The 12,463-nt window shown below is 72.6% G+C and carries 13 protein-coding genes; 6 read left to right on the top strand and 7 right to left on the bottom strand.

Features of this window, described 5'->3' with window-relative positions:
* Window positions 1–23 precede the first annotated feature (23 nt).
* The 3 genes from CR165_RS09050 to CR165_RS09040 all read right to left on the bottom strand — a co-directional run bounded on the left by CR165_RS09050 (window position 24) and on the right by CR165_RS09040 (window position 2,121).
* The gene (locus CR165_RS09050; protein ID WP_109516641.1) at window positions 24–350 is read right to left on the bottom strand and encodes an ArsR/SmtB family transcription factor; all 327 of its coding nucleotides are present in this window, start codon (window positions 348–350) and stop codon (window positions 24–26) included.
* Window positions 351–363: 13 nt separating this feature from the next.
* Window positions 364–1,095, bottom strand: a complete 732-nt coding sequence (locus tag CR165_RS09045) for a class I SAM-dependent methyltransferase (protein ID WP_109516640.1) — start codon at window positions 1,093–1,095, stop codon at window positions 364–366.
* Window positions 1,096–1,239: 144 nt separating this feature from the next.
* Window positions 1,240–2,121 carry a DMT family transporter gene (locus CR165_RS09040; protein ID WP_109516639.1) on the bottom strand — a complete coding sequence of 294 codons (882 nt, stop codon included), beginning with the start codon at window positions 2,119–2,121 and terminating at the stop codon, window positions 1,240–1,242.
* Window positions 2,122–2,253: 132 nt separating this feature from the next.
* On the opposite strand from CR165_RS09040, the gene CR165_RS09035 reads away from it, so the two are divergent.
* Window positions 2,254–2,724: an L-2-amino-thiazoline-4-carboxylic acid hydrolase gene (locus CR165_RS09035; protein WP_109516638.1), complete on the top strand. Its 471-nt coding sequence runs from the start codon at window positions 2,254–2,256 to the stop codon at window positions 2,722–2,724.
* Between the two features lie 46 nt (window positions 2,725–2,770).
* Here the strand turns inward: CR165_RS09035 and CR165_RS09030 are convergent, their stop codons facing one another.
* Window positions 2,771–3,511 carry an SIMPL domain-containing protein gene (locus CR165_RS09030; protein WP_109516637.1) on the bottom strand — a complete coding sequence of 247 codons (741 nt, stop codon included), beginning with the start codon at window positions 3,509–3,511 and terminating at the stop codon, window positions 2,771–2,773.
* Window positions 3,512–3,687: 176 nt separating this feature from the next.
* Here CR165_RS09030 and CR165_RS09025 point away from each other — a divergent pair, with 176 nt between their 5' ends.
* From CR165_RS09025 to phnE (CR165_RS09005), 5 genes are all read left to right on the top strand, one after another.
* On the top strand, window positions 3,688–4,593 hold the full coding sequence (locus CR165_RS09025; RefSeq protein WP_109516636.1) for a DMT family transporter: 906 nt from the start codon (window positions 3,688–3,690) through the stop codon (window positions 4,591–4,593).
* Between the two features lie 217 nt (window positions 4,594–4,810).
* Window positions 4,811–5,626: a phosphonate ABC transporter ATP-binding protein gene (phnC, locus tag CR165_RS09020; RefSeq protein WP_109516635.1), complete on the top strand. Its 816-nt coding sequence runs from the start codon at window positions 4,811–4,813 to the stop codon at window positions 5,624–5,626.
* A gap of 96 nt (window positions 5,627–5,722) precedes the next feature.
* A complete protein-coding gene (gene phnD, locus CR165_RS09015) occupies window positions 5,723–6,691 on the top strand; it encodes a phosphate/phosphite/phosphonate ABC transporter substrate-binding protein (RefSeq protein ID WP_109516634.1) in 969 nt (322 codons plus the stop codon).
* Window positions 6,692–6,883: 192 nt separating this feature from the next.
* Window positions 6,884–7,780 carry a phosphonate ABC transporter, permease protein PhnE gene (gene phnE, locus CR165_RS09010; protein WP_109516633.1) on the top strand — a complete coding sequence of 299 codons (897 nt, stop codon included), beginning with the start codon at window positions 6,884–6,886 and terminating at the stop codon, window positions 7,778–7,780.
* A gap of 1 nt (window position 7,781) precedes the next feature.
* Complete coding sequence (gene phnE, locus CR165_RS09005) at window positions 7,782–8,633, top strand: phosphonate ABC transporter, permease protein PhnE (protein ID WP_245906283.1); 852 nt, start codon at window positions 7,782–7,784, stop codon at window positions 8,631–8,633.
* A 78-nt stretch (window positions 8,634–8,711) separates the two neighbouring features.
* On the opposite strand, the gene CR165_RS09000 is transcribed toward phnE (CR165_RS09005), so the two are convergent.
* From CR165_RS09000 to CR165_RS08990, 3 genes are all read right to left on the bottom strand, one after another.
* Window positions 8,712–9,293, bottom strand: a complete 582-nt coding sequence (locus CR165_RS09000; RefSeq protein WP_109516631.1) for a GcrA family cell cycle regulator — start codon at window positions 9,291–9,293, stop codon at window positions 8,712–8,714.
* A gap of 200 nt (window positions 9,294–9,493) precedes the next feature.
* A complete protein-coding gene (locus CR165_RS08995; protein WP_109516630.1) occupies window positions 9,494–10,480 on the bottom strand; it encodes an acetamidase/formamidase family protein in 987 nt (328 codons plus the stop codon).
* A gap of 68 nt (window positions 10,481–10,548) precedes the next feature.
* Complete coding sequence (locus CR165_RS08990) at window positions 10,549–12,432, bottom strand: ABC transporter ATP-binding protein (RefSeq protein ID WP_109516629.1); 1,884 nt, start codon at window positions 12,430–12,432, stop codon at window positions 10,549–10,551.
* Window positions 12,433–12,463: the final 31 nt, after the last annotated feature.

Here is a 12,463-nt window from a genome sequence, read left to right as displayed (position 1 = left end):
CAGCCCGCCAACGCGGCGCCGAATCAGCCCGCCGGCGCCGAATCCGCCTCCGGCTCATCCTCGATGACGTGATCCACCATGTCGCCCAGCATGGAACGCACATGCGCATCGGTGACGGCGTAGAACACCTGCCGGCCCCGCCGCTCCGCCTGCAGCAGGCGGGCGGCCCGCAGCAGCCGCAGGTGGTGCGAGGCGAGACTGCCGGAGATGCCGATCCGCTCGGCCATCTCCCCCACCGGGGATGGCGCGTCGAGGCAGGCCAGGATGATGCGCAGCCGCGTCGGGTCGCTCATCAGCCGGAACATCTCGGCCAGTTCGACGACCTGATCCTCGGCGATGCGCAGCGACACCGCCCGGCGGCCCTCAGGCCGCCACGGCCCGGTCCGGCGCCGCCAGCATGGCGGGGGCGGCGTTGCGCAGATGCACCAGGGTGAACAGCCCCGCCGGCGGACAGGACTCCAGCGCCTCCACCTGCACCTTCTCGCGATCGAACAGGTCGCTGAAGGCGAAGTCGGGGTGCCAGCCCAGCACGCGGGAGAGCGGCGCCATGGTGCGCTCGACCCACCAGCGCGGCCCGCCCTCGGCGGCGAAGTGGTTGACGAACAGCAGGTGCCCGCCCGGCTTCACCACGCGGCTCATCTCGGCGAACAGCTTCTTGGCGTCGGGCACCACGCTGGCGGTGAACATCGCCACCGCGATGTCGAAGGCACCGTCCTGGAACGCCATCGACTCGGCGTCCATCTCCAGCAGCCCCTCGACATGGGCGAGGCGCTCGTCGCGCACCCGCTCCTCGGCCTTGAGCAGCATCTCGCGCGAGAGATCGATGCCGACCACGCGCTTCTCCGCGCGGTAGCGCGGCAGGGCCAGGCCGGTGCCGACCCCCACCTCCAGCACCCGCGTGCCGGGCAGGCGGTTCACCGCCGCCACCGCGCGGCGGCGCCCATAGGAGGAGACCCCCCCGAACACCGCGTCATAAACCCCCGCCCAACGGCGATAGGCTTCCCGTACCGAGTGGGCGTCCAGCGCCGCGCGCGGGTGGTCCCGCAGCGCATTGTCAACCGCCTGTTCCCGCGATGTTCCGAGTGTCGTGGCCATTCCCTGTCCTCGCGTCCGCATCCCGCTACCCGCTTGCCGCCCGCCGCGCAAGCGCAAGAGTGCTCGACCGAGTCGCACCCCTCCGGCGGCGGTGTCCGGGGGCGCCCTTCGGTGAATCCAGCAGGGGCAACGCCTGGGCTCCGCCTAGGTTCCGCCCGTCCGGCCCTGCCGCTGCGGCAGAGCCACCAGCACACCCCCCACGGCGATGATGGCGGCGCCCAGCAGCGTGTAGCGGTCCGGCATGTCGCCGAACACCGTCATCGAGGCCAGCACGGCCCAGACGAGCTGGCTGTAGCTCATCGGCGCCAGCAGGCTGGCGGGGGCGCGGGCGAAGGCCAGCACCAGGAAGCCGTGGCCCACCGCGCCGAGCGCGCCCAGCGCCATCAGCCCCACCCAGCCGATCGCCCCCGGCGGCCACTCCCACACGAAGGGCTGCGCCACCGAGGAGACCAGCGCCGCGGCGATGCCGGTGTGCAGGATGGTGGTGCGCGGGTCGTCCACCCCCGCCAGGCGGCGCGTCAGGATCTGGTAGACGCCGTAGAGCAGCGCGGTGCCGAGCGGCAGCAGCAGCGCCCCGTGCGGCATCGGCCCGCCGGTGAGGAAGGGCGGGCGCAGCGCCACCGCCACCCCCAGCAGCCCCACCGCCACCCCCAGCCAGCGCCGCGGGCTCACCGTCTCCTTCAGCCAGATGGCGGCCAGCGCCACGGTGAACAGCGGCGAGGCGAAGTTCACCGCCGTCGCGTCGGCCAGCGGCACATGGGCCAGGGCATGGGAGAACAGGAAGTTGGCCGAGGCCAGGCAGAGGCTGCGCGCCGCCTGCAGCCCGAGCGCGCGGGACCGCCAGGGCAGCGGCCCGGTGAAGACGCGCAGCAGCAGGGCCACGAACAGGATATGGAAGGCGAAGCGCGCGAAGATCAGCTGCGACACGGCGTAGTCCGCCGTCATCAGCTTGATGGTCGTGTCCATCGCCACGAAGAAGGCGATGGCGACCAGTTGCAGGGCGATCCCGGCGAAGGTGGCGGACATGTCGGACGATCATGCCACCCGTCCGGCGCTTCGGGCAGCCCGGGCGGAAGAAAAAAACGCGCCCACCCGCCGCCGCCCTCCCCTCCCGCCGCTACAATGGCCGGCGGGACAAACGGAGCGGGGCAGAACCTTATGTCAATGTCGATCCTGGAGCAGCGGCGCATCGAGGCCGCCTTCGCCAAGGGCATCTACGAGGAGATGGCGGCCGAGCTGGGCGAGGAGGCGGCGCGCCGCATCCTGCGCAACGCCGTGGTCAAGCTGGCCAAGCAGGCCGCCGCCGGCATGGCGGCCGAGGCGCCGGAGCCCTCGCTCGAGCACTTCGTCAGCATCCAGCCGCGCTGGACGCGGGAGGACGCGCTGCGTGTCGAGGTGGTGCGGCAGGATGCGGAGAATTTCGATTTCAACGTCACCCGCTGCCGCTACGCCGAGAGCTACAAGGAGATGGGCCTGCAGGAGCTGGGCGCCATCCTCTCCTGCAACCGGGATGGCGCCTTCTGCCAGGGCTACGACCCCCGCCTGAAGATGACCCGCACCCAGACCATCATGGGCGGGGCCACGCATTGCGACTTCCGCTACCGCTGGGACGAGGCCGCCAAGGCATGAGATGAAGCGGGGCCGGGGTAGGAAACGCCCCGGCCCCCTCGCGCGCTCAGCGGCGCAGCAGGATCTCGGCCGCGGCGGTGGAGGCGACGGCCACCTCCTCGGGCGCCGTGACCGGCGGCGGGGCCGATTCGCGGCGCGCCGCGGTGGACATCGCCATCATCCGCGGCATCGGCACCTCCGGCGCGTCGAGCCGCAGATGCCGGATGCCGGCCACCCGCAGGCCAAGCTGCGCGGCCACCGCCTCGGCCCGCTGCCGCAGCGCCTCGATGGCGAGCTTTCCCGCCTCCTGCCGCGCCGCCGTCTCCGCCTCGCGCGAGAGCCGCCAGCTCAGCTCGCCCATCGCCAGCCCCTGCCCCTGCAGCCGGCCGACCAGCTCCAGCAGCGCCGCGGGCTCGGCGGCGCGCAGGTTCAGCGTCTGCGAGGCGGTCCAGCTGCGGCCCTCCTCGACACGGTTGGTCCAGTAGCCGCCCGTGCTGGCGCGCACGCCGGAGACGCCCTGCGCGGCCGCGAGGGCCTGCTCCATCACCCGGTTCACCTGCGCCTGGACGGCGGCGGCATTGGCGCCGCGCGCCTCGGCGCGCAGGCTGGCGCGCAGCTCGTCGGGCGCGCGCAGCACCTCGGCCGTCTCCGAGAGGCTCAGCACCGTCTCCGGCAGCGTGGCGGTGGAGGAGGCATTGGCCGGGTTCTCCGCCGGTTGGGCCGCCAACGGCGCGGCGCCGCCGAGGCCGGCGATGGCCAGAGCCGCGGCGGCCAGGGCGGTGGCCGGCAGGCCAGGGAATCGGGTCATGCGAAGCTCCTTCACGTCGGTCCGCCGCGGATATCGGCGCGCGGGGCGCGGCGCGGAAGCCCGCGGCGCGCACAGATGCGCGGGCGGGGCAGCCATCCGCATCCGGCACCCCTCCGTGGCTCTACAGCCGCGCCGAGGCTGTCTAACCTGGGAAGCCCTGCCGCCGGAACCCGCGCATGCCCCTCTGGATCGCCATCACGCTGACCGCCGCCCTGCTGCAGACCTGGCGCACCGCGCTCCAGCAGAAGCTGCGCGGGCAGCTTTCGGTCAATGGCGCGGGGGTGGTGCGCTATCTCTACGGCGTGCCGGTGGGGGTGCTGCTGCTGGCCCTCTACGCCCTGCTGATGGGGCATGTGCCGCCCGGCCCCACCCTGCCCTTCCTGGCCTTTGCCGCGCTGGGCGGGCTGCTGCAGATCCTCGGCACCAACCTGCTGATCCTCTCCTTCGGCGCGCGCGGCTTCGCCGTCGGCACCGCCTATGCCAAGACCGAGGCGGTGCAGGGAGCCATCCTGGCGCTGGTGCTGCTGGGCGAGCAGCTCTCGCCGCTGGCCTGGCTCGGCATCGCGGTGGGGGTGGGCGGGGTGCTCTACCTCTCGCTGGCCGGCAAGGCGATGGACGCCGCCACCCTGCTGCGCGCCACCACCCAGCCGGCGGCGCTGTACGGGCTCGGCGCCGGCGCCTGCTTCGCGCTGACCTCCATCTTCATCAAGAGCGCCAACCTGGAGCTGCCGCACCCGGACCCGATCCTGCGCGCCCTCGTCACGCTGGTCGCCGCCAACATCCTGCAAACGGTGATGCAGGGGGGCTGGCTGGCGCTGCGCGAGCCGGCGCAGATGCGCGCCGTGTTCCGCACCTGGCGCACCAGCGCCCAGGTGGGCGCCCTCTCGGCCTGCGGCTCGGCCTGCTGGTTCAGCGGCTTCGCCCTTGCCCCCGTGGCCATGGTGCGCGCCCTGGGCCAGACGGAGATCCTGTTCACGCTGCTGTTCAGCCGCTTCTACCTGCGCGAGACGCTGAAGCGCAGCGAGGTGGCGGGCGCCCTCATCGTGGTGCTCGGCGTGGTGCTGGTGCTGGTGGGGCGCTAGAGCAGATCCCGGGCGGGCTGCCTTGCCCGACCGGGCGGAGATGCGCGCCGGAACAAAGAGCCAGAGCATCGTACGTGAACCCGCGCGGACGGAAAGCGCGCCGGCCGGCCGCCCCGGCCCGCCGCCACTTTCCCCGCCGAGCCATCGGCTTGTCATCGGCCCTTCATCGCCCTGTCACGGGCGCCCCCTATAGGCGGCGCAACGCAAAGGGTGGCCGATGCTTGAGCTTCAGAACATTTCCCGCCGCTTCGGCGCGACGCAGGCGGTCTCCGGCGTCAGCCTGAAGGTGCCGGCCGGCCAGATGGTGGGCGTGATCGGCCGTTCGGGCGCCGGCAAGTCCACGCTGCTGCGCATGATCAACCGCCTGACCGAGCCCTCCGAGGGCCGCATCCTGCACGACGGCGTCGATGTCACGGCGCTGCGCGGCCAGGGGCTGCGGGACTGGCGCACCCGCTGCGGCATGATCTTTCAGCAGTTCAACCTGGTGCAGCGGCTCGACGTGCTGACCAACGTGCTGGTGGGGCGGCTGAACCACCGCCCCGGCATGCTCGGCACCGTGGCCACGCTGTTCAAGCACTTCCCCGCCGAGGAGCGGGCCATGGCGCTGATGGCGCTGGACCGCTTCGACCTCGCCGACCAGGCGCTGCAGCGCGCCGACACGCTCTCGGGCGGGCAGCAGCAGCGCGTCGCCATCGCGCGGGCGCTGATGCAGGAATCGCGCATCATCCTGGCCGACGAGCCGATCGCCAGCCTCGACCCGCGCAATGCCCGCACCGTGATGGACGCGCTGCGCGACGTGAACCGGCGCGACGGCATCACCGTGCTCTGCAACCTGCACCACCTGGACACGGCGCGGGAATACTGCACCCGCGTCATCGCCATGCAGGGCGGGCGGATGATGTTCGACGGCCCGCCCGAGGGCCTGACCGCCGCCCGGCTGCGCGAGATCTACGGTGTGTCCGAGGCCGAGTTCAACGCGCAGAGCGCGGTGGAGCACGCGCCGCGCGCCACCGCCGAGGCCCCGGCGGCCTGACGAGCTTCCGGCGGGCAGGCGCCCGGCCACAAGGCCCGCGAACGCCCGCCCGCCCAGAAAGCCCGCGGGCGATGCCCGCCTACAAGGAGAGACAGCATGATCACCCGTCGCACGCTGGCCGGCCTGATGGCCGGCGCCGCCCTGCTGCCCGCCGCCACCCGCGCCCAGCAGGCCGCCCCCGCCATGCCCGCCGCCGGCGAGCGCCCCTGGGCGAAGCAGGTGCCGCAGATCCGCATCGGCCTGCTCGGCGGCGAGAACGAGGCCGACCGCCTCGGCCGCTTCGACGCCTACCGCAAGCTGATCGAGGACACCTTCAAGGTGCCCGTCCGCCTCTTCCCCGCCGCCGACTACGCGGGCGTGATGCAGGCCTTCTCGGCCGGGCAGATCGAGGCCTCCTCGATGGGCGCCTCCGGCTATGCCGGCGCCTGGCTCGACACCAACGGCGCCGTGGAGCCGCTGGTGGTGCCGCTGGAGAATGACGGCTCCTCCTCCTACATCTCGGTGATGGTGACGCGGAAGGATTCCGGCATCACCTCGCTCGAGCAGATGAAGGGCAAGTCCCTTGCCTGGGCCGACCCGAACTCCACCTCGGGCTACCTGATCCCGCGCTCCGAGCTGCGCAACAGCGGCGTGGACATCAACGGCTACTTCTCCCGCACCGGCTTCGCCGGCGGGCACGAGCAGGCGGTGGTGGCGGTGCTGCAGAAGCAGTACGACGCCTGCTGCACCTGGGCTTCCGGCATCGGCGACGAGAGCCAGGGCTTCAGCCGCGGCAACCTGCAGGCGATGGTCTCCAAGGGCATGCTGAAGATGTCCGACCTGAACCTGATCTGGAAGTCGCGCCCGATCCCGAACGGCCCGCTGGTGGTGCGCTCGGCCCTGCCGGCGGCGTTCAAGGAGGATTTCACCGCCTTCCACATGGCGCTGCCCACCGCCCACCCGAAGGTCTACGCCGACATCGAGCGCGGCGGCGGCAAGGGCTATGAGCGCGTGACGCACGCCATGTTCGAGCCGATCGTGCAGCTGCGCCGCGAGGAGGCCGCCGAGCGCCGCCGGCGCTCCTGAGGCCAGATGGCGCCGCCGGCGCTCCTGAGGCCGCTGGCGCCGCTGGCGTTCCTGAGGCCGCTGGCGCCGCCGGCGTTCCTGAAGCAGGTGGCATGAGTTCCGGCAGCGCCACCGGCGCTTCCGGGCGGCTGCCAGCCGGGGGAGAGGATCCACCCTCCCCCGGCCCCTTCCCTTCCCCGCACGAGTAGAGTCATGGACGCCATCGCCGCGCATCTTCCGGTGGTGCGGCGCGGGGAGGCCGCCTTCCAGGCACTCCGCCGCCAGCGCCGCAACACCACGCTCCTGGGCCTCGGCCTGCTGGCCGCCCTGCTGCTGCTGGCCGCCCGCATCAGCGAGTTCTATCCCGCCACCCTGGCCGCCGGCCTGCCGCGCATCGGGGAGTATTTCTGGCGCATCCTGCCCTCGCTGCAGCTCTCCGCCCTGTTCTCCGGCGCGGAGACGGAAGGCAGCCTGGCCTTCTGGCTCTACCGGCTCGATTCCTGGGCGCTGCTGCTGGCGCAGACGGCGCAGATGGCGGCGCTCGCCACCCTGGCCGGCGCGGCCGTGGCGATGCTGCTGGCCTTCCCCGCCGCGCGCAACCTGGGCGCCGGGCGCTGGCTCTCGCCGCTGACGCGCCGCGCGCTGGAGGCCACCCGCACCGTGCCGGAGATCGTCTACGCGCTGATCTTCGTCTGGGCCTTCGGCGTCGGGCCGCTGGCCGGCATCCTGGCCATCGCCATCCACACCGCCGGCGCGCTGGGCAAGCTCTTCGCCGAGGTGATCGAGAATGCCGAGATGCAGCCCTGGGATGGGCTGCGCGCCTCCGGCGCCAACTGGGTGCAGGCCTGCCGCTACGCCATCCTGCCGCAGGTGGCGCCCAACCTGCTGAGCTACGCGCTGCTGCGCTTCGAGATCAACGTGCGCGGCGCCAGCGTCATCGGCTTCGTCGGCGCCGGCGGCATCGGGCAGGAGCTCTACCAGGTGATCGCCTTCAACTACTACGAGGAGATCAGCGCCATCGTCCTGCTGGTCATCCTGGCCGTGATGCTGATCGACCTCGTCTCCGAACAGCTGCGGCACCGCCTCATCCATGTCGTGGGAGGGCGCTGAGATGCGGCCGGACGCGCAGACCGTCACGCAATGGCAGGCCCGCCTGCCCGCCGCCTTCGGCCCCGGCCGAGCCACCCGCGCGCTGCGCTGGGTGGCGGGCGCGGCCTTCCTGCTCTGGCTCGGCTGGAGCTTCTGGCTGTTCGACATCACCCCCGCGCGGCTGTGGAACGGCCTTGAGGGCCTGGCCACCATCCTGCGGCTGATGGTGCCGCCCAGCCCCGGCGAGCTGTGGCTCGACATCCTGAAGGGCATGGCGGAGAGCGTGGCCATGGCCTTCCTCGGCACCTTCCTCGCCGCGCTGCTGGCGGTGCCGCTGGGCTTCCTCGGCGCCCGCAACATCGTCACGGTCACGCTGCTGCGCTTCTCGGTGCGCCGCCTCTTCGACGGCATCCGCGGCGTGGACCAGCTGATCTGGGCGCTGGCCTATGTGCGGGCCGTGGGCCTCGGGCCGCTGGCCGGCGTGCTGGCCATCTTCACCAGCGACCTCGCCGTGCTCGCCAAGCTCTACGCCGAGGCCATCGAGAACGCCGAGAAGCGGCAGAGCGAGGGCGTCATGGCCTCGGGCGGCGGGCGGCTGCACGCGCTGCGCTTCGGCGTGCTGCCGCAGGTGCTGCCGGTGATGCTGGCCCAGGCGCTCTATTTCTTCGAGAGCAACACCCGCTCCGCCGCCATCCTCGGCGTGGTGGGGGCGGGTGGCATCGGCCTGCAGATCGCCGAGCGCATCAAGGTGCGGCACTGGGACGAGGTGGCCTTCATCATCCTCCTGATGGTGCTGACCGTCGCCGCCATCGACACCCTCTCGGGCGCGCTGCGCCGCCGCCTGATCGGCCGCCGCGAGGCCGCCATCACCTGAGCGTCCGCGGATGCCAGACGAAGAAGGCCCGGAGGGTTCCCCCTCCGGGCCTTCTTCGTTGCAGCGGCGGCCGCGCGGTCAGGCGGCGTCGTCGCGCCGGTCGCGGGCCTTCACATAGGCGACCGCAGCGTGCTCGGGGCAGTAGGGCTTCCCCGGAATGGCCTCGCCCGTGCAGAAGCGGAAATCCGGCGTGCCGGGCTCGCCGATCGGCCAGCAGCAGGAGCGGCCGCCCATCCGCTGGAAGGGCCGCACCACGGCCGGCGGCGCCGGGCGGCGGGTGGCCGCCGGCGGGCGCGGCGCGGCCAGCGCCGCTGCCGGGGCGATGGGCTGGGTGGCCGGCGGCAGGGTGGTGAGGGCGGGGCGCACCGGCTCCGGCTCGGGCGCCGGAGGCGCCGCCGCCGGGGCGGAAAGCGGGGGCACCGGAAGCTCGGCCACGGGCTCCGCCATCGCCGGCGCCGCAGGCGCCGCGGCGGGCGCGGCCGTGGCGCGGGGCTCGTTCTCGCGGCGGATGGGGCTGGGGCGCGCGGGCAGGTTCAGGCGGTGCGCCTTGCCCACGACCGCGTTCTTGGAAATGCCCATGCGGCGGCCGATCTCGGCCGTCGAGTGGCCTTCGGCCCAGAGGGCCCGCAGAGCCTCGATCGCTTCCGCTGTCCAATCCATACCCAGGCTCCTGCCTCCACCCCCATATACGGTAGTTAACGCGGGGGTAGCGGCACAAGATGCGGCGCAAACGGCGACTCGCAAAAGTTGTGGAAAAGAGTCCTCCCTCCCGCGGGAAGGGGGACCGGGCGCGGCGGGGCCGCACCGGGCGGCTCTGTTCCCGCGAAACGGCGCCCAATGCAAGGCGCCGTTTCGGCCTCTCAGAACAGCAGGCCCTTGCGTAGCAGGCCGTGCACGCCCTTCTCGCCGTTCACCGTCTGGGTGACGTGGAAATCCACCGCCAGCGAGCAGAACTGGTAGGCGTCCGCCGCCGAGAGGTTGCTGCGCGCGGTGATGAAGGCGATCATCTCGCGCAGCGCCTGCTTCATGGCGATGTCGAGATCCTCGTGCATGCCCATGCTGATGTAGTGGGTCGGCGTCTCGGCGCGGGGGTAGCGCAGCGCCGGGCGGCGGGTGCCGTCGCCCTTCTCCAGGCTGAAGCGGAAATGGCCGGTCAGGCACATCTCCAGCGCGGTGACGCAGACCTCGCCATCGCCCTGCACGCCATGGCCGTCGCCGGCGCTGAACAGGCCGCCGGGGCGGTGCACCGGCAGGTAGAGGGAGCTGCCGGCCACCAGCTCCTTGTTGTCCAGGTTGCCGCCATGGGCGCGCGGCTCCTTGGTGGAGATCTGCCCCCACTCCACCGGCGGCGCCACGCCCATCACGCCGAAGAAGGGCGCGAGCGGCAGGGTCAGGCCATGGTTGTCCGGGCCGAAGGGCAGGCGGCAGGTGTTGGCCGCGCGGTCCACCGGGATGTGGATGAGGCGGCGATAGGGGAAATCCTCCGGCAGCGTGCCGACGAGCGCGCGGAAATGGTTGTAGCCCCAGTCCGCCCCCAGCTCGACCGCCTCGATGTCGACGCGCAGGCAGTCTCCCGGCTCGGCGCCGGCCACCGCCACCGGGCCGGTGACGAGGTGCGGCCCGAGGCGCGGCATGGCGCCGGCGGCGACCGCCTTGTGGATCTCGGCCAGGGCCGGCGGCACGGCCAGGCCGCTGTCCTCGGGCGGCATCACCTCGGCCGGACCGGAGACGCACTGCATCACCACCAGGTCACCCGACTGGACCGTCAGGACGGGCGGAAAGGCGGCGTCGAAGGCCCCGAAGCGCACCGTCTCCGGCGTCGCGTGCAGATGATGGGTGGCAGGCATGACAGGTCCCTCCTGGCCGCTCACATTCCCGGCGATGCGGCGGCGGGTCAACTCCCGCCGGCGTGCCCTCACCCCTCCAGGAAGCCGCCCGACTGGCGCCGCCACAGCCGGGCATAGGCGCCCTCGCGCGCCAGCAGCTCGGCATGGCTGCCCTGCTCGACGACGCGGCCATGCTCCAGCACCACCAGCCGGTCCATGCTGGCCAGGGTGGAGAGGCGGTGGGCGATGGCGATGACCGTCTTGCCCGCCATCAGCCCGGTGAGCTGCTCCTGGATGGCCGCCTCCACCTCGGAATCGAGCGCGCTGGTGGCTTCGTCCAGCACCAGGATCGGCGCGTCCTTCAGCAGCACGCGGGCGATGGCGACGCGCTGGCGCTGCCCGCCCGAGAGCTTCACGCCCCGCTCGCCGACATGCGAATCATAGCCCTCCCGCCCGCGCCAGTCGCGCAGGGCGGTGATGAAGTCGTGCGCCGCCGCCTGCCGCGCCGCCGCCTCCACCGCCGCCTGGCTGGCACTTGGGCGGCCATAGCGGATGTTGTCGCGGACGGAGCGGTGCAGCAGCGCCGTGTCCTGCGTCACCACGCCGATGGCGCCGCGCAGGCTCTCCTGCGTGACCGTGGCGATGTCCTGCCCGTCGATCAGGATGCGGCCCGATTGCGGGGCGAAGAAGCGCAGCAGCAGGTTCATCGCCGTGGTCTTGCCCGCCCCCGAATGGCCGACGAGGCCGACACGCTCGCCCGGCGCGATGTCGAGGTGGAAATCCTCCAGCACGCCGCGCCCCGTCGCCGCGCCCGGGCCGCCGGCATAGGCGAAGCGCACATGCTCGAAGGTGATGCGCCCCTCCCCCACCACGAGCGGGCGCGCGCCCGCGGGGTCCGGCGCCGTGGGCGGCACGGCGATGCTGCCCGTGGCCTCCTGCACCACGCCGAGATTCTCGAAGATGGCGGCGACGTTGAAGGCCACCCAGCCGGAGATGTTGGCGATCTGCCACGCCATCGGCAGCGCCGCGGCGACGATGCCGAGCTCGATCCGCCCCGCATCCCACAGCCCGAGCGCGATGGCGGCCATGGAGACGAGCATGGTGGCGTTGAGGGTGGAGAGCAGCAGCGCGTTCAGCGTGATCAGCCGCATCTGCCGCTGGAAGGCGGCGGTGAGGCCGAGGATGCCCTCGCGCACGAAGGCGTCCTCGTCCTCGGCGCGCGCGAAGAGCTTGAGCGTGAGGATGTTGGTGTAGCTGTCGACGATGCGGCCGGTGAGCAGGCTGCGCTGCTCGGAGGCGGCGCGGGCGCGCTCGCGCAGGCGCGGCACGATGAAGCGCAGCAGCAGGCAATAGGCGGCGAACCAGACCAGGATGGGCAGCGCCAGCCAGGCATTGGCCGAGGCCAGGTAGAGCACCGCCCCCGTGCCATAGACCAGGATGTACCAGACGGCGTTGACCGACTGCACCACGCTCTCGCGCAGCGCCGGCCCCGCCTGCATGACGCGGTTGGCGATGCGCCCGGCGAAATCCTCCTGGAAGAAGGACCAGCCCTGCCGCACCACGTGCCAGTGGCTCTGCCAGCGGATCATGCTGGTGACACCGGCGTTGATCGCCTGCTGGCCGATCAGGTTCTGCGCCAGGATGGAGGCCGGCCGTGCCAGCAGCAGCACGGCCGCCATGCCGAGCAGCTCCGGCCAGCGCTCCGCCAGCAGCGTGCCGGGCGCCTGCGCCGACAGCAGGCCGACGACGCGGCCGATGAACACCGGGATCAGCGCGTCGAGCAGCGCCACGCAGAGGCCGGCGACGAAGAGCAGGCCGAACAGCGCCCGCGCCTGCCGGATGAAATACCAGTAGAAGCCCCACAGGCCGTCCGGGGGCGGCGCCTCCGGCACGGGGCTGCCGAGGATGCGGCTGGCCTGCTGCCCAGGCGCCGCCACGGGGTCGATGATTCGCTCGAAGATGCCGCTGCCCATGGGGCGGCAGGCAGAACCCGAAGGCACGGCC

The sequence above is a fragment of the Teichococcus aestuarii genome (assembly GCF_003116135.1).
GTDB classification, from domain to species: domain Bacteria; phylum Pseudomonadota; class Alphaproteobacteria; order Acetobacterales; family Acetobacteraceae; genus Pseudoroseomonas; species Pseudoroseomonas aestuarii.
Note: the sequence above shows the minus strand (reverse complement) of the source record. Positions and strands in the feature narration are given on the sequence as shown.